General features: G+C 42.1%; 16 protein-coding genes. 4 read left to right on the top strand and 12 right to left on the bottom strand.

Translation table 11 applies throughout. The features are described from left to right. Window positions 1-126 precede the first annotated feature (126 nt). From BUR11_RS11520 to BUR11_RS11495, 6 genes are all read right to left on the bottom strand, one after another. Window positions 127-1,395: a phosphatidylserine decarboxylase gene (locus BUR11_RS11520; protein ID WP_074224954.1), complete on the bottom strand. Its 1,269-nt coding sequence runs from the start codon at window positions 1,393-1,395 to the stop codon at window positions 127-129. Window positions 1,396-1,476: 81 nt separating this feature from the next. Then, on the bottom strand, window positions 1,477-2,595 hold the full coding sequence (locus tag BUR11_RS11515) for a PepSY-associated TM helix domain-containing protein (RefSeq protein ID WP_074225224.1): 1,119 nt from the start codon (window positions 2,593-2,595) through the stop codon (window positions 1,477-1,479). A gap of 144 nt (window positions 2,596-2,739) precedes the next feature. Continuing rightward, the gene (locus BUR11_RS11510) at window positions 2,740-3,534 is read right to left on the bottom strand and encodes a penicillin-binding transpeptidase domain-containing protein (RefSeq protein ID WP_074224953.1); all 795 of its coding nucleotides are present in this window, start codon (window positions 3,532-3,534) and stop codon (window positions 2,740-2,742) included. Window positions 3,535-3,620: 86 nt separating this feature from the next. Then, window positions 3,621-4,466 (bottom strand): hypothetical protein, encoded by an 846-nt coding sequence (locus tag BUR11_RS11505; protein WP_074224952.1) that lies wholly within the window; start codon window positions 4,464-4,466, stop codon window positions 3,621-3,623. Window positions 4,467-4,662: 196 nt separating this feature from the next. Further along, entirely contained in the window at window positions 4,663-5,181 is a 519-nt protein-coding gene (locus BUR11_RS11500) for a hypothetical protein (protein WP_074224951.1), read from the bottom strand. 269 nt (window positions 5,182-5,450) lie between these two features. Continuing rightward, window positions 5,451-5,939: a DUF4395 family protein gene (locus BUR11_RS11495; RefSeq protein ID WP_074224950.1), complete on the bottom strand. Its 489-nt coding sequence runs from the start codon at window positions 5,937-5,939 to the stop codon at window positions 5,451-5,453. Window positions 5,940-6,385: 446 nt separating this feature from the next. Between BUR11_RS11495 and BUR11_RS11490 the strand changes: the two genes are divergently transcribed. Together BUR11_RS11490 and BUR11_RS11485 are read left to right on the top strand one after the other, a co-directional pair. Further along, on the top strand, window positions 6,386-6,823 hold the full coding sequence (locus BUR11_RS11490) for a COG2426 family protein (RefSeq protein ID WP_074224949.1): 438 nt from the start codon (window positions 6,386-6,388) through the stop codon (window positions 6,821-6,823). Window positions 6,824-7,109: 286 nt separating this feature from the next. After that, window positions 7,110-7,700: a hypothetical protein gene (locus tag BUR11_RS11485; protein WP_074224948.1), complete on the top strand. Its 591-nt coding sequence runs from the start codon at window positions 7,110-7,112 to the stop codon at window positions 7,698-7,700. Window positions 7,701-7,815: 115 nt separating this feature from the next. Here BUR11_RS11485 and map read toward each other — a convergent pair whose 3' ends face one another. From map to BUR11_RS11470, 3 genes are all read right to left on the bottom strand, one after another. After that, complete coding sequence (gene map / locus BUR11_RS11480) at window positions 7,816-8,580, bottom strand: type I methionyl aminopeptidase (RefSeq protein ID WP_074224947.1); 765 nt, start codon at window positions 8,578-8,580, stop codon at window positions 7,816-7,818. A gap of 253 nt (window positions 8,581-8,833) precedes the next feature. Next, window positions 8,834-9,106 (bottom strand): hypothetical protein, encoded by a 273-nt coding sequence (locus BUR11_RS11475; protein WP_074224946.1) that lies wholly within the window; start codon window positions 9,104-9,106, stop codon window positions 8,834-8,836. Window positions 9,107-9,398: 292 nt separating this feature from the next. Beyond that, a complete protein-coding gene (locus tag BUR11_RS11470) occupies window positions 9,399-10,430 on the bottom strand; it encodes a YncE family protein (RefSeq protein ID WP_074224945.1) in 1,032 nt (343 codons plus the stop codon). Between the two features lie 348 nt (window positions 10,431-10,778). On the opposite strand from BUR11_RS11470, the gene BUR11_RS11465 reads away from it, so the two are divergent. Continuing rightward, entirely contained in the window at window positions 10,779-11,654 is an 876-nt protein-coding gene (locus tag BUR11_RS11465; RefSeq protein ID WP_074224944.1) for a carbon-nitrogen hydrolase, read from the top strand. 6 nt (window positions 11,655-11,660) lie between these two features. After that, complete coding sequence (locus tag BUR11_RS11460; RefSeq protein ID WP_084560939.1) at window positions 11,661-12,734, top strand: agmatine deiminase family protein; 1,074 nt, start codon at window positions 11,661-11,663, stop codon at window positions 12,732-12,734. 186 nt (window positions 12,735-12,920) lie between these two features. Here BUR11_RS11460 and BUR11_RS11455 read toward each other — a convergent pair whose 3' ends face one another. Genes BUR11_RS11455 through BUR11_RS11445 form a run of 3 tightly spaced genes read right to left on the bottom strand, consistent with a single transcriptional unit; the run spans window position 12,921 to window position 15,975 of the window. Beyond that, the gene (locus BUR11_RS11455; RefSeq protein ID WP_074224943.1) at window positions 12,921-13,613 is read right to left on the bottom strand and encodes an ABC transporter ATP-binding protein; all 693 of its coding nucleotides are present in this window, start codon (window positions 13,611-13,613) and stop codon (window positions 12,921-12,923) included. Continuing rightward, window positions 13,610-14,866: an ABC transporter permease gene (locus tag BUR11_RS11450; protein WP_074224942.1), complete on the bottom strand. Its 1,257-nt coding sequence runs from the start codon at window positions 14,864-14,866 to the stop codon at window positions 13,610-13,612. Before BUR11_RS11450 ends, BUR11_RS11455 begins: the two co-directional genes overlap by 4 nt. Next, the gene (locus BUR11_RS11445; RefSeq protein WP_084560938.1) at window positions 14,863-15,975 is read right to left on the bottom strand and encodes an efflux RND transporter periplasmic adaptor subunit; all 1,113 of its coding nucleotides are present in this window, start codon (window positions 15,973-15,975) and stop codon (window positions 14,863-14,865) included. The genes BUR11_RS11450 and BUR11_RS11445 overlap by 4 nt, the downstream gene beginning before the upstream one ends. Window positions 15,976-15,997 lie beyond the last annotated feature (22 nt).

The following is a 15,997-nucleotide window of genomic DNA, read 5'->3' as shown; positions in this document are numbered from 1 at the left end:
TCAAAAAATTTGATTTACCACTTACTGGTGATGTTGTAGAAAGTAAATGCCTTGAATTAAATATGGAGATATTTGAGGAGATAATATGGAGAAAGCCCCTCCTCTCTGGTTTAGTAAAAATATAGATTAATCTTTCAAGGTGAGGGAACCCAATCGCTCGCCCATCAGGAGATGTTTGTAGCCAGCTCCATTCTCCATTTTGGGGGCATCTAAAGTGAATTGTACGGACTCCTGAAATAGCATCACAAAATCCGACCCCCCAAATTGGAAATATCCCAAGGGATCTCCTTTTTGGACTCGGGCTCCTTCTTTTACGGCATCTTCAAAATTAACCGAACCGATGGTAGCCATACCCACAGGGATCAATGCCACCAAACCATAATTTTCTGTATCCAGAATGACTAGTCCTCGGGTTTCCAGAATTTGCCAATCTATGCCTGTAGGATCGTAAGCATAGCGCTGGTTTGCTGGATCCCATTCCAAAAGACCACCTGCCACCCCTAAGCCGGGAATCAGTTTTACTTCTTTGATTACTCCACTTAAAGGGAAATGATAGCGATGGTAATCATTGATTGCCAAAAAGGAATGTAAAAAAGTACCATTTTTGAATACATCTGCATATTCGCTTTCTTCTCCGACAAGTTTGGAAACAGAACGAAAAGTAGCGGATTTGACAGGAACACCCTCTTTAGCAACAAGCACAGAATTACTATCTATTTCCCAAACTCCAATAGGTCTGGAATCTGCAAAGGAGGTAACAATCTGATTGTCTTCCGGAGAAGTAATGGGGCGCTCTTCCGGAGATCGCAGTTTTCTTGCAAAGAACTCATTAAAAGAGTGCCAATTGGATGGGGATTCATACCAGGAAGAGTTTAGCCCAAAGAGGCTATCCCTTTTGGCAAGTTGGTAATAGGAGTCGTTCCAGGATTCCTCTGACGAAAGGTAGCTCCCCCATTCCTTGTTGAATTTTGTCAGCCAAGACACAAAAGGTTCTGAAAACTGGATGGTATTGTTATAAAGCCCTTTGCCTTCCAGTTCGGGAAGAGGTTGGTTGATCAGAAAGTAAAAGTATCGGAGACTCTTGCTGATATCAGAATAGACTTCAATACTGTCTTTTTGCTCATACAGACTCCAGGGCATTCCTTTTTCTGTGTTGGAAACAAATTTCAGGTATTGTTCTAAAGATTGGATAGGATTCGTCTTTGGATCAGGATTGGCAATTTTTGCTCGTTCAATGGACTGCTCCAAAAGCTTCTGTACCTCAGGTTCCGTCTTCATTAAGCTGATCAGTTCCACCGTCATGGGATGATAGTCCACCTGATTGGCTGCATCACTACAGCCAAAACACCAGCCCAAAAGAAGAAAAATACTAAAAAAATAGGGATGCTTTTCCATCTTGTTAGAAAAATGATTCTTTCTAAATTACTAAAAAGCTTGAAATAATACTATTTCAAAATTCTACTTTTGAAAGGGTTTTTAGATGGAATTTATTGATTTTTTATTCTTCAATTTCCTCTTATTCCACCAAACCAAAAAGCCTGTAATGGGCAAGGATGCCCCGATCAAGGAGGCGAAACATGCCAGGATTCTCCCTGGAAGACCCCAAACACTTCCAAAATGGATGTCGTAGACCAATCCATTGATTTTGCCAAAGGTGCTTCGATTTTCCGCAAGCCCATTTTGAAAGTTTCCGCGAATTAGTTCTCCGGTATATTGGTCATGGTAATAAAAATCTACTGCATTGATTCCTGCTGTTGGCTGGATGACGGATAACTGAACCGCTTCCTCCTCTTTATGAGGAATGTTGATTCGAACTTCCGAGTCTGGATAGCCCGTATGATATTCTAGGATCAACCTGTTTAAAACTTCATCCTTGGAGTTAACTTGACTTGCCGGTGGAACGAGGGATTGTGGGGATTCCCAGTTCAAGGTGTTCTCTCCACTGAATTCTTTTAGGCTTTCTCTAACTACAGCAAAACCCCAGAAAATCCCGGTTCCAATGGTGAAAATAAGGATCCAGGTAGCATAGAATCCGAGGATGTTATGCAGGTCGTAATTCAGTTTTTTGGGAGAAGCCGACCATTTGATGTTGAATTTGTCTTTCCCGGGTTTTCCTTGAACTGGCCACCAAATCACCATTCCTGTTATCAGCATGCCCATTGCCAATAAGGTCACCCAGTGAACAATTTCCCGCCCGGGAGGTCCTAACAACAAATTTCTATGTAGGTTTTTTAGTTTACTGATCCATCCTTTGTTCATATCCTGTAAGTGGATCAATTCTCCTGAATAGGGGTTGATATAGGCATGAAAATAAGTGCCCGGCACATAGATTAATACCTCGATAGCACTTTCGGGATCCCTGTAAAGTGCGGTGCGGAAATCTCCTTCTGGAAAATTCCGTTCCAAGGTGTTTTTTATATCCGTAATGGAAATAAAAGGCTTATTTTCTTGAATGACTGTTTGGTGAAAAGCTATTCGACTGAACTCAGGTTGCCAAGTATAGATGGCGCCAGATAGCGCAATGATAAAAAACAATAATCCGGTCAGCAGCCCTATATAAAGATGAATATTAGCGATTAACTTTCGAAGCGTCATTGTTAACAGGTTGAATCCTAAAAATTTAGAAAAAAAATTGGAAGGCAATCCTGTTTTGATTTAAAAAGGAGTAAATACTTTAAATCCTGAAGATCCTTCTTCCCATAAGCTGGTTTAAGTTGGCATTTGGGTAAATTCCAGTAATTAAAGAACACCAAATTGCTTGAAAATTTCTTTGGTAATGCTTTTCCGGCAAGCACCAAAGTTTGGGTTGTTTTCTGATCGGTCTTTGATTAGCCGAGTAGCAAAAAAGTAGACATCGTCAGAGGTCTCGAGGTACCCTACCCACCAACCGGTGTCTTTACCCCCATCACGTGTCCACCCAGTTTTAGCTCGAATGATATATTCGTCAGTTCTTTCTTCAATCATCATTTCTTTCAGCGTTTGAAATGACTGCCCAGAAAAGGGGAGCGTCTCTTCATAAATACCGAGGAGTACTTTGATTTGGTTGGCTGGAGAAATCCCAAAATCCCCAAAATTCCAAAAATCATCTTCTTCAATGGATAAATCCACATTGCCATAATCAATTGCGGTCAGGTATTCCCTGTACTTGGACTTCCCAATTTTTTTGGCCAATTCAATATAAGCCCAGCCTGCAGAGAGTCTAAAAGCCTCTTTCATGCTCATGCTATGGTATATATTGGGGCGGTGACCATATTTCACGGTATCATAATCATCGATCCAAGGAATGATCTCATCTTCATTCTCTACTGCCTTGGTATCTAATGCGATCAGTGTATTGACAAGTTTGAATGTAGAGGCAGGAAGTGTCTGTACTTGGCTGTCTTCGATATCACTACTCAACCATTTTTTTTTCTGATAATCATAGATGGTGGTGCTTCCCTTTAATCCGCATTCCTCAAAAGGTTGATTCCAATTTGATTGAGCAAAAGTGATTGAGCTGAAATGGAGGAGCACAAGAATAAAAATAAGCCTCATGATTTTTCAGTGGAACAAGTAAAGAAATGATTTGGGTGAATCATCCGGTTCAAAATCTGTACCTGGATTTTCTGGCAGGAAATGAATTAATCGGGAGTCTTTTGATACCTCATTTGAACCAAGGGGCCATCCTCATCACTAAGCAGTTGAAATAAAACAGAATCGCCGAGGATCTTGGAAACGGTGGTAAGTTCTCCATCTAAGATCAGCTCTTGGTTCATCAGTCGGATGCCATGACTGTAATCCACATACCAATCTACATGGCCACTGTATATAGGTTGGATCGGGAGGCCATCAAGTTTATGCCAACCGTAAATCACGACCTTACTGGGGGAGTTTGCCAGTCGGTTGGAAAGGATTACATCCTTTTTTATTCCGGCAATCAGCTGACCGTTTTGTCCTTGCGCTTCCTTCTTTTGCTGTTCTATTTGGGTATTGTGTAGGATAAACTTCTCCACGCTTTCATTTTCTCGACCTACAGGTTTGTAGAAATAAGGATCCAGTTTTACCTCGGCATGTTGATAGATTTGATCACTGATTTTTGCCGTGATCAAAGAAGCTCCGAAAGCATCCGCTAAACCTTGGGCAGTATGTGGATTCATTGGGATGCGGCAGTAATCTTCATTACTTCCAATAGCCAAGTAATCGGGTAGTACCTCGTATATCAGGTCATGGGTTTGGCCAAGAGCGTCCGTAAACATAGAGGTCAGCCGGATCGGTTCTCTCAGGAAATCAGGCATATTTCCAGAGGCTAAAGCTTTGAAAATTTCCTCTTCCCGTTCTTCTAATTTCAAAGGGATCATTCGCTGCATAAATTCCGAACCAGTCTCTGCATCTGGATTTCTTTCCGGAATCTGTAGAGGGGTGATCTTATTTTGGGCTATTGAAAAGAGTGGAAAAAGAATTAAAAAGAGGAAAAGTCGGGTACGCATATTTTTGAGGACCGTTTGAGAGAAGCATTCAATTTAGCAAAGAGTTAATCTATTTTGGAAACATTCTGCCTAAACAACGTCTCATTTTTCTGTCACTGCGAGACTCCTATTTTTTAAGGAGCCCCTGGAAGTTTCGGAATAAAAGTGAGTTTAATTCATTGGGTGTTCTTTTCCTCCTCTGGTAATCTTCAACCAATTATTGAGAAGTTATGAAGGTTGCACAAGGGCTTCCAAAAGAGGAAGTTTGAAAATCACTTACTAAATGAAGATTGAGGCAAAACTCATAGTTGGTTTGAGGTTTCAAGTCAGTTATTTCTATTGGAAAAACTAGAAAGATCTCTCCGAAATCATTGATGCTTGTGTCGGGTAGATATTCAGTTGAATGTTCCTTCGAATCCCCAACGGGATCAAGAGCATCATTATCCCAATAACTGACATGAATCTCTCCTGATGTAGCTTGTTCCCATTTACTGTAATCAAAGGAAGTCCATAAAGTCAATCCGGTATTTCCCAAATAAGTGGCTGAATCCAATTTAAATGGAGCATCTTGATAAGGTCCATTAATGCCATTTGGCCAGTTATAACTTCCTCCGCCAAGGGCAGATTGCCCATAAATCAATACGGGCTCAAAGAGATCTTCAAAGTCATCTGCGATATTACATCCTGATAGAATGCCAGTGACAATTATTCCTAGTATTAATCCTGCCTTTTTCATATCTATTGGGGATTTTGATAGGAATAAGTTAAGTAACAATCAGGCAGATCGTATCGCAGTTATTACCAAAGAAATAAAGGTTTTTTGCAGTTTATACCGATTTGGAAGGTGCATTCTTAGTATTGACAAAAAGTGGGTAAAACTTGACTTGAAAACCTTATTTACTCATCAATTAAGAAGTTTTTAAGTGTGGATTCTACATGATAACCTTCGGGATTACATACCCGGAAAAGCGAGTTAGGTCAAAAAATACTAGTAAAGCAGCTTATTTACTCAACTTTTACCTTAAAAAGAAAATTGTAGATCTTGGAGGGAATGCAGAAATCAGTGGTACTAACGGTCAAGGCCACCAAAAAAAGAGACCCCCCAACTAGGTATCCTGCAAGGTTTTGGCCATGGTAAAACAACCATGCAGTAAGGGATAACCCTATGGCTGCAATAGTGCAGGCGAACTTCAATTGTTTGGAACGGGGAGGGATCTTTCGTCTTTTGAGGGGGCTGCTCAGAAAATAATTATAGATATAATCAAAGGGATGATAGGGGAGAATAATTCCACCTAGTGCTACGAAAGCCATGCCCACCAAAATCGGTACATTGGCGGCAGCTACACCGATACCTACCAAGGTCGTGCAGGAAATCAGGGCAAATCGATGGCCAAAAGCCAGTTCACAGATTTCGCCATCCGTATGGTTTAAATAACCTTGAGCTTTCAACCGCTTAATTCGAGCCCGGGATAACTCTTGTTGTTTGGTTGCCATGATGTGAAAAAGTTTAGTGAAGCCCTGTGATTCCTAAGATTCGATCTCCAGTAGATTAAAGATACAAAAGCTTCTTTTCAAATAAGTAGTCTTGGATTCACGGAAAAACTCGTACTGTTTTCTCCGAACAATTAAAAAGGAAATCATAATTGAAAAATGTAAAAAAAGCAAGGATTGTTCCTCTGGTTTTAAGCATAAGGAAGATGAATGATAAAGCATGCAATTTTTTATCGGACATTTGTATCCATTCGAATTTCAAATCCGTTAAGGCTGACGACTTGTTTTCTGAGGAACAACAAAAAGGAAGAGGGCAAAGGTAAAATCAAGTAAACCCCTCCTTCAATTTTTGAATCTTCAGTAAACGTCATTTTGAATTAATCACCATCAATGCGGCCTCATTTGCCACTTTCTTCCAATTATCAGTGTTTATAGATCTATTTATTTCCATGCTCTGGAGCGTATCGCCTTTTGGAGAAGCAAAATTCGGAATTCCTTATGCGTTACTCAATGGAGTGAATATTTACTTGACGTTTGTTTGCTGTTTTGTGGCAAACATTCTGGTCTTTCCGGTGATGAATTTTTTTCTCCAGGTAGTCAACCGTTACCTGCTTAAATGGTACCACTATAAAAAGGCAGCCATTTTTGTAGGGCGCCGGACCAAGGCAGGTGCTGGTAAAAATGTGGAAAAATATGGGTTTTGGGGCCTAATGGTATTTGTTTCTATTCCCTTTCCTGGAACTGGAGTATATGCCGGAACAATTGCCAGTTTTCTTTTTGGACTAGACCGGAGAAAGGCTTTTTTTGCCAATGCAGCAGGAATATTTATTTCTTGTATGATCGTATGGATTACCACCCTTGCGGCAATGAAGGGGTTTAAGGTTTAAAGTACTGCCCTATTCAATAGTTCAATCCCCTAGGCCTCTTACGTTTCAAAAGAAAAGGTTAAGGAAAAACCTGATGGCCAACTTCAGGATTCCAATTCCTGAACAACGAATAAGAAGGCGTAAAATCAATCTTCACCAAGCGGATGTTTAATCTCGAATTATCCTTTGATTAGATCTTAGGTTTTATATCAAAAAACACCTACAAAATACCCACATTTGGGTATTTTGTAGGTGTTTAATTCCATTTACATTTGGCCAAATTAACCCTTCTCAAGCGTTCCCATTTATGGCCAAAAAATCAATGATTCTAAACCTCGCGAAAGTGCTTTTCGCTTTTATTTTCTTAATGGGTTGTTCCGAGTCTGAGGAGTCAAAACCGGTTGAAGATGAGGAGCTATTTTTTGAGTTTACATTGGATGGAATCTCCTATAGATCAGCAATTAAAATTGCTGATTTGGTTCCACAAGGTGGTTTTGAGTATTTGGCTGACCCAAGTCAAGGAATGAACTTTATGTTTTATAATTTCTTTTCAGGCCCGTTGGCAGTTACATTTTCCAATAATTGTGGAACAAGTCCAGGAAGGGATTGCCTGTATTTTGAGTTCCATTTAAATGAAGAGGCCAAGGTAGGAGTGTTCAAGAAGGTGACGAATTACGCCATGGCAGTAAATGGTCAAACCTATGTGACGGGGTATAATGGCCCAAACGTAAACCCCGAACCTGAAGATCTAACTACTTCCATTGAAATCACCAAATTTGATGAGGTGAACAATATTATGGAAGGGGTTGTTAACGCTCAATTTTATAAGGATGTAGATCCATCGGCCAAAGTATATAATTTGAAAGGCAAATTCAGAGTATCTATTTACAAAGGGTAAGGTATTTATTTACCCATATACTGTTTATTTGCTGGGATTCAGGTAGTCTGTTTGGTGCCAAGAGTACATTTAACCAAATAGAAAAATTTTAACAAAAGGATGTTTGCACTAAGGTTCAATCCCAAAGCCCATTCATTTCTGTTAATATCAGAGGAGCGTTTTCAGTAACCATAATGGTATGTTCATGCTGTGCCATAAAACCACCTTTATTTCCTACCATGGTCCAGCCATCCGATAGCGTGTCCGCATAGGTAGATTCTGTGGCAATAAAAGTTTCGATCGCTACCACCGAATTTTTCTTAAAGCGGGTACGGTTGAACTTGTCTCTATAATTGGCGATTTCTGAAGGCTCCTCGTGCAAGCTTCTGCCCACGCCATGACCAGTGAGGTTTTTGATGACTCTGTAGCCTCTTTTTTTGGCTTCTGTTTCCATCAAATGGCCTACATCCGAAATCCTGATTCCTCCCTTGATATGTGAGATAGCTTTCTGTAAGATCTCTTTGGAAGCATTTACCAAATCCTGATGTCCATGGATATCAGGCCCCAAGACAAAGGAGTTCCCATTGTCTGACCAAAACCCATCCAACTCCGCCGAAACGTCAATATTCACCAAATCCCCTTCCTGTAAAATTCTTCTCAGGGAAGGAATCCCATGACAAAACTCCTGGTTCACGCTGATACAGGTAAATCCGGGGAACCCATAAGTTAAAAAGGGAGCAGACTTTGCTCCAAAATCCGCCAAAACTTTTGCTCCAAACTCATCCAATTCTTTAGTAGAGATACCTGGACGGGCATAGGCAGTCATTTCTTTCAAGGTACAGGCGACCGCTTCACTGGCCTTTTTCATTCCTGCTAATTCAAATTCATTGGTAATGGACATGGCACATGGGTTTACATCTTAAAACGTTTCAACCGAAGGAATAGATTTTTAGTTTGGATGGAATGAAATTATTTTTCCTGTCCTAAACTTATGTTTGATCTACTTTAGGGTTGCAAATCCTGAAGTGCGGAAACTTAACGGGGAAATATACTATCATCGGAATCAAAAAAGAGGACTAACAATAAAAAGGATCCAGACTGGATCCTTTTTATACTAAAATTAAGCCAGGTAACTTTCGGAAAGGCTTGAAATCTTATACTGGGACGGGCATGGAGACCACCACCGGTAAGAGAACGCTGTGCTTTTCGATAGCCACTTTTTGCATGACTTCGGGGTCTCCCAAAACTTCCTGCATTTTTTTTAAATCAATCACTTCAGCCACCAAAACAATGGAATTAGGATCCTCTGTATCCTGAAACGTCTGGAAACTGGTGCCGAATTTGGAGAAGATCTCTACCCGGTCTGGATGACCTTTCATCCAGGTGTCAAAATCGCCTACTTTATGGCGCATTACTACTGTTGGCATGGGGTGTTGGGTTAAAAGTGATTCCTACTCATTTGGCTTTTCGGATTTCGCCCCCTGGAAAATCAGGCAGGGATTGGTCTGGTAGTGAAAAAAATCTCGCTCCAGTTTCCATAAGTTACCCATTCTATTAGAAAGAAGCTAAAATTAAATTATTGGTAATCAATTGTTTGAAAGAAATGTAAAAAAGGCGATAAAGCATAGGTTTTACTTCTTAATCTAGCCCAATCCTTACTTTCGGTCCAATTCAGGATTTGTCATCCTGAAGAGCGTACAAATTAGAAGCCATCAAACCCTACTGAGCACTAAACCAATCCATCCCATCAGGATTCTCAAAGCCTGGTATTTCTTTGATCACGGTCATGGTATTGGTGTCAATTACGACCAACTTATTCCCAGCGCTTACTGCATAGTATGCCCGTGGTCGAACGGGATCGATGAGTATGCCTTCACCACCGGCACCTACGTCAATACCTTTTACTTCTTTTCTTGTGGCTACATCCCAGACACGCAGCTCCTTTCCCTGCAGCTCATTCATCAATACGTATTTTCCGTTTTTCGTAAATTTGATACGGTTATTCAATCCACCTTCAAAAGAAATCGTATCGATCAATTTCATTTGTGAGACATTGATGATGGATAGTTTTTTCGCATGCATATGAAGGACCCAAAATTCGGTACCGTCTGGTGAAAGCGCCATGCCTTCCATTCGGGTGTCACCCGGAAAATTGGTAAAGACAAAATTTTTCCTTCCCCTTTCATTGCTTACCCGGTCGATAATGGAGATCAGCCTGCCATTGCTGCTAGCAGTGAAGATTCGCTGTTCATCGGGAGTGACGATGAGCATGTGAGATCCACCGGGGAGACCGATGACTTCGTCTATGGTTTTGGTACCCGGGTCATAACGCGAAATCAGGCGATTGGTCTCATGGCCAATGTAGAGATGCTTACCTGCGAAGGTAATCGCATGACGGTTTCCGAAAGGACTGATGTCAATGCTTTCTACCCGTTTTTGCTCCATCGCATCCACCACCGTGATTCCTGGAAGATTTGAGCCAAGGTATACGTATCGCCCATCGGTTGCCAATTCATGAAGATTTCCTCCTGCTGGAATGCGAGCGACCACTTCCAATGTTTCCGGATCGATAATTACCAGCCGGCCAGCATCCTTCTCACCTAATAAAAGGGCTTCTTTGGGAGTAGGGCCGAAGCTTATAACAGGAGAATCCGGGTCCACGGCTGCGTTATTCCCTTGAGCAAATAAGGGCTGGACTTCAAATGGAAGAAGAGCAATCAGGACAAGGAATAAACAGGTTGATTTATTCATAATAATAATTTGGATCACAGTAGTTATAAAAACTTACTCCTTGGGTCGTCCTGTGCTGTCTTGAAGATCCCATTATTTTTGGGTTCAATTTCAAATTGGGTTGAATTTCAAATCCTTTTGGATGGGAAGATGAAGTTTTAAACTACACCTAGAGGAATGGGATGGTAACGGGACAGCATAGCAGGTTGGTTCTTCTCCTTCCTCCGTCGGCGAAAAGGAGCAATCACGATAAAATGGTAGGATTGCCGTCAGCCAAGTATTGAGAGTTGGAAGGCAATGATGATTAATATTTTGGGATTGCTGCCTCATCCAGTATCTTTGTTCTCTTAACCATAAAAACGATCAATAGTGGCAAATAAAACTGTAAAAGTGGGCTTGGTCCAGTTGAGCTGTTCTGCTGATGTGGAAGCAAATCTTGAAAAAACCATTGCCGGGGTTCGCCAAGCGGCTTCCCAAGGCGCACAAGTGGTGGTCCTTCAGGAGCTGTTCCGTTCCCTGTATTTTTGTGATGTAGAAGATTATGAAAACTTCAAGTTGGCCGAAGCCATCCCAGGTCCCTCAACAGATACCTTTGGCGCCTTGGCAAAAGAACTTGGAGTGGTCATCGTAGCTTCCCTTTTTGAGAAAAGAGCAGAAGGGTTGTACCACAATACCACTGCAGTATTAGATGCGGACGGTTCTTACCTTGGTAAGTATCGCAAAATGCATATTCCGGATGATCCGGGCTATTTTGAGAAGTTTTACTTTACACCTGGCGACTTGGGTTATAAAGTATTCAATACCAGGTTCGGGAATATCGGAGTCTTGATCTGCTGGGATCAGTGGTATCCGGAAGCAGCAAGAATCACGGCTTTGAAAGGAGCGGATTTCTTGGTGTATCCTACAGCAATTGGTTGGCACAAAGATCAGGATGGCCTCACCAATGACGAACAATACGGTGCTTGGCAAACGATTCAGCGATCCCATGCAGTGGCAAATGGTATTCCTGTAGTATCCGTGAACCGTTGCGGGATCGAAGGGGATATGAAATTCTGGGGAGGATCTTTTGTTTCAAATCCTTTTGGAAGAGTGATCTTCAAAGCCAGCCACGAAGAGGAGCAAATCCATGTAGAGGAACTGGATTTTGCAAGTTCCGACCGATACAGGACGCACTGGCCTTTCTTGAGAGATCGAAGAATTGATTCATATCAGCCGATTACCAAACGATTCCTGGACGAAGAATAGGACCACATGTCAAACATTTTTGAATTAGCGAATACCGGAGAAATGACTCCCGCGGAACTGGGATATTATTTCCCCGCCGAATTCGCACCCCATACTGCTACATGGTTGAGTTGGCCACATAAGGAGGAATCCTGGCCGGGCAAAATTCATACGATTTATCCAGCCTACAGCGAGTTTATCAAGATCGTCGCCAAAGGGGAGGTCGTGAATATCAACGTAGCTGATGAAGCCATGAAGGCTTTTGCGGTAGCCCAGCTGGAACAAGCAGGAGCTGACCTAAGCAAAATCAAATTTCATTTCTTTCCAACCAACGATGCCTGGTGCCGAGATCATGGGCCAGCATTTCTGATCAATCCCAATGCGGAGGAAAAGAAAGCCTTGGTGAAATGGAATTACAATGCCTGGGGGAATAAATATCCTCCCCATGACCTGGACAATCAGATTCCATACCGCATTGCGGAATACTTGGGGATTCCTTGCTTTACACCTGGAATTGTCATGGAGGGCGGATCGGTAGAGTTCAATGGCAAAGGAACGCTGTTGACTTCCCGAGCTTGTCTCTTAAATGAAAACAGAAATCCACACCTGATTCAAGCTCAGATCGAGAAATACTTGTGTGATTATTACGGAGTCAGTCATATCCTTTGGGTAGGAGATGGGATTGTGGGAGATGATACGGATGGTCATATAGATGACATCACCCGCTTTGTAAATACCGATACCGTGGTGACCGTGGTGGAGGAGAATAAGTTGGATGAAAACCATTTGTTGCTGGAGGAGAACCTACAGGAGTTAAAGCAAATGCGTTTGGAAGATGGCAAGCAGTTGAACATTGTGGAGTTGCCGATGCCAGAAGCGAAATACTATGAAGACCAGCGATTGCCTGCTTCCTATGCGAATTTTTACATCGCCAATGAAGCAGTGGTTGTGCCGACTTTCCGGGATAAAAATGACCAAAAAGCATTGGATATATTGAGTGATTGCTTCAAAGATCGTAAGGTAGTGGGAGTGGATTCACTGGATATCATATGGGGTTTGGGTAGTTTTCATTGCCTGAGCCAGCAGGAACCTGCTGTTTAGTACTTTTGGTTTCATACCGTCATTGTGAGGAGGAGGAACGACGAGGGGGCAATTCCATTTTTAATCCATGAGGTGGCTTCGTCGTTCCTCCTCGCAACGACGATGGAAATAACGTTCCTGTTCCCTGCGACTTACCTTTGGTAGGCAGACTGCCTCCTGATAACTGAGACAGTCAACAGAAACCCCTCAGTGTCCTCTAATCACCCTTCCATCTTCCATTTCGATGATACGATCGGTTCCGGAAGCGAATTCGGTATCGTGGGTGACGATCAACATGGTCTGTCCGAATTCCTGAGCCAATTCCTTGAACTTGTTATATACAATGTCGGAATTCTTTTTGTCCAGATTTCCGGTTGGTTCATCTCCCATGATCAACAGGGGGTCGTTAATTAGGGCACGTGCAATGGCAACCCGTTGCTTTTGTCCCCCTGAGAGTTGGTAGGCTTTTTTCAAGGCATGGTCCTCCATTTCAAAAATCTTGAGCTTCTCCATAGCCCGATGTTCCAGTTCCTGTCGGGAATACTTCCCAAGTTTCAATCCCGGAATCATAATGTTCTCCAATACAGAGAATTCATTGAGCAGGTAGTGAAACTGAAAAACAAATCCGATTTTTTCATTTCGAAGCTTGGCTAGGTAGTTGGCAGGTTTTCCGGATATCAATTCCTGATCCATCCATAATTTCCCGTCAAATGCCGTGTCCATGGTGGAAAGGATATACAGGAGCGTAGATTTTCCACAACCCGATTTACCCACCACCGAGACAAACTCTCCCCGGTTGATTCGAAAGGTCACTTTCTTTAAGACCTGGGTTTTGACCGGGTTAAAGAAGTATTTATCGATGTCTTTCGCTTCTAAAACGCTTTTCTTTTCCAGACTCATTTTCCTCTGATAATATCTACGGGATCCACACCACTGGCTTTTCTGGCTGGGAAATACCCGGCGAAGTAGGTGGTAACTACACTGAAAATCCCCCCGATTAAATAGTATTTCACATTAAAATCTACCGGGAAAGTCTTGATGGTTGGCAATGCTTCTGTTTCGAACGGGATTCGTTCTATGCCCAAACAGGCCAGGAATCCCAAGACCAAGCCAATACTTCCACCTACCACTCCGATCACCAAGGCAATGCTGATAAAAATCCTCTTTACGTCTTGGGAATTGAATCCAATGGCTTTCAGGATGGCAATGGTGTCCAATTTCTCATAAATCATCATGTTGAGAATATTGTATATCCCAAAGCCAGAAACCACTAATAAGGTAATCCCCACTGCATAGCTGATCAGAGTTCGGATGTAGGTCCCCGTTTCAAACTGAGCGTTGACCGTTTGGATATCATCCGCATCGATCCCGAAAATTTCCCGGTATTCTTTCGCCATGGAAGGGGCCAGGTCTAAATTCGTAAGTTTGATTTGAATGTCCGTGATGTAGGAGGAAGGTTCTCCCAGCATCTTTTGCACTGTAGAGATACTGGCGAAACTATTGGCGTTGTCATAATCTCCCAGTCCAGATTGGTAATAGCCCACTACTTTCAATTGGATTTTATTTCCATTGGCGGTGGTGGCTTGGATTACATCTCCAATATCTGCCAACATCCGATCGGCAGCTCCTTTACCTAGGATAATGCTATTGGTTTGTTTGAGGTCCTCATAATCTCCGGTAGTCACATAATCTTGGAAAGCAAACAACTCTGCTTCCTTCTCTACATCAATTCCGTTTACCACACCTGTGATATCTATGGTTCCAACATTGAAAAACACTTGGGCGGAAATTTTGGGACTGATTCCAGTCACCCTTGGATCTTCTTCCAAAGCCTGCATGATGGACTCACTGTTATAAATAGAAAGTCTGCTGGTACTTGGCCGGATGGAGCGGATGAAGTTTAATGAATTGGAAAATTCATCGCTGATATCTACCGGTTGATCGGGGTTAGGCTTGATTTCATTGTAAAATCTGATATGAGGAGTCCGGTTTAATACCAAACCATCAAGCATCTCGTTGAGTCCATTCATAAAACCCAGCAAGGTTACAAACATGGTGATGCTAAAGGTGACTCCAATTGCAGCCACCAGGGTTTGCTTTAGCCTGGCTGTCATCAAAGCCTGGGAAATCTCTATGATCAAGCCCCATTTCATAAGGCAGGTTTCAATAAAACAGTGGATGCATCAATTCCCTCCAGGATCTCTGCGAATTGATAATTTCTGATTCCGACTTTGACAAGTAGGGTGTCTTCATTTTCATTGACTACCAGGGAATCTGCAATCAAATAGGCTCTAGGGATCACCAAGGCCTGATCTTTTACTTCCGTAATGATATTTGCTTCCAAGGTGAGATTGGGATATAGCTGTGGAGGCGATCTGGTGAATTTAGCTTCTACTTTAAAACTTTTGCTTTGCATATCCATCAAAGGGTAGATTTTACTCACCACCGCTTCGAATACCTGCCCTTTATAGCTGTCCATGGAAACAGAAACCCGTTGTCCTACCTCTACTTTCGAAATGTCGTATTCATCCACTTGAAGTTCTAAGAGGAATTCATCCGCACTCCCCAGAACCGCCAATGCCACCTGTGGAGTCACCATTTCACCTCTTTCTTTCAAGAGCGCATACACTTTTCCGTTGATCTTACTTTTTAACACATAATCACTTTCTAGGACCTTGCTGATGGCTAAATTTTTGGAAGCACTGCTGGAATTGAATTCAATTTCACGTTTGAGGTCATTATATCGGATCAAAGCAGACTCATAGGCTGTCTTTGAATTTTCCCAGTTCAGCTTTTTTTGCTCGAATTCTATCTCAGTGCCAATGTTTTGATCATGTAGGCTTTTTTGTCGAACATACAGCAAGGAGTCATTTTGCATCTTGCTTTTATTAAGGTCAATGGAGAGTTGCAGGTCTCGAAGCCGTGATTGGTTGGCTTGTAGGTCTGCATAGGATTTGGCGAGTTCCGCATTTTCCCTGCTGAGTTTTTCGCGCTCACTGAATACTGCCAATAGGGGAGTTCCAATAGCTACTGAATCTCCTTCTTCCACAAAAATCTCTTGGATTGGGCCACTTGCATTGGTAAATGCATCGTATTGATCAATGGCTTTGATATTGCCGGAGGCATAGACTGATTCGGTAATGGACTTTACTTCTGGGCTGATTCGTTCTCCGGAACCATTGCTACAGGAAAAAATAAAGAAGAGAAGCCCGGACAATAAAATTGTTGGGAAGCTCATGTACTCAAAGCTGAATTTTCTCATAGGGATCCTTTGAGTGGAAAGT

This window comes from Algoriphagus halophilus, from assembly GCF_900129785.1.
Classification (GTDB): Bacteria; Bacteroidota; Bacteroidia; order Cytophagales; family Cyclobacteriaceae; genus Algoriphagus; species Algoriphagus halophilus.
This window is presented reverse-complemented; position numbering and strand designations above follow the sequence as displayed.

Bases quoted from the DNA above. Each gene is read 5' to 3' on its own strand.
- BUR11_RS11520 (WP_074224954.1), bottom strand. From the start codon at position 1,395: ATGGAAAAGCATCCCTATTTTTTTAGTATTTTTCTTCTTTTGGGCTGG.
- BUR11_RS11515 (WP_074225224.1), bottom strand. From the start codon at position 2,595: ATGACGCTTCGAAAGTTAATCGCTAATATTCATCTTTATATAGGGCTG.
- BUR11_RS11510 (WP_074224953.1), bottom strand. From the start codon at position 3,534: ATGAGGCTTATTTTTATTCTTGTGCTCCTCCATTTCAGCTCAATCACT.
- BUR11_RS11505 (WP_074224952.1), bottom strand. From the start codon at position 4,466: ATGCGTACCCGACTTTTCCTCTTTTTAATTCTTTTTCCACTCTTTTCA.
- BUR11_RS11500 (WP_074224951.1), bottom strand. From the start codon at position 5,181: ATGAAAAAGGCAGGATTAATACTAGGAATAATTGTCACTGGCATTCTA.
- BUR11_RS11495 (WP_074224950.1), bottom strand. From the start codon at position 5,939: ATGGCAACCAAACAACAAGAGTTATCCCGGGCTCGAATTAAGCGGTTG.
- BUR11_RS11490 (WP_074224949.1), top strand. From the start codon at position 6,386: ATGCTCTGGAGCGTATCGCCTTTTGGAGAAGCAAAATTCGGAATTCCT.
- BUR11_RS11485 (WP_074224948.1), top strand. From the start codon at position 7,110: ATGGCCAAAAAATCAATGATTCTAAACCTCGCGAAAGTGCTTTTCGCT.
- map (WP_074224947.1), bottom strand. From the start codon at position 8,580: ATGTCCATTACCAATGAATTTGAATTAGCAGGAATGAAAAAGGCCAGT.
- BUR11_RS11475 (WP_074224946.1), bottom strand. From the start codon at position 9,106: ATGCCAACAGTAGTAATGCGCCATAAAGTAGGCGATTTTGACACCTGG.
- BUR11_RS11470 (WP_074224945.1), bottom strand. From the start codon at position 10,430: ATGAATAAATCAACCTGTTTATTCCTTGTCCTGATTGCTCTTCTTCCA.
- BUR11_RS11460 (WP_084560939.1), top strand. From the start codon at position 11,661: ATGTCAAACATTTTTGAATTAGCGAATACCGGAGAAATGACTCCCGCG.
- BUR11_RS11455 (WP_074224943.1), bottom strand. From the start codon at position 13,613: ATGAGTCTGGAAAAGAAAAGCGTTTTAGAAGCGAAAGACATCGATAAA.
- BUR11_RS11450 (WP_074224942.1), bottom strand. From the start codon at position 14,866: ATGAAATGGGGCTTGATCATAGAGATTTCCCAGGCTTTGATGACAGCC.
- BUR11_RS11445 (WP_084560938.1), bottom strand. From the start codon at position 15,975: ATGAGAAAATTCAGCTTTGAGTACATGAGCTTCCCAACAATTTTATTG.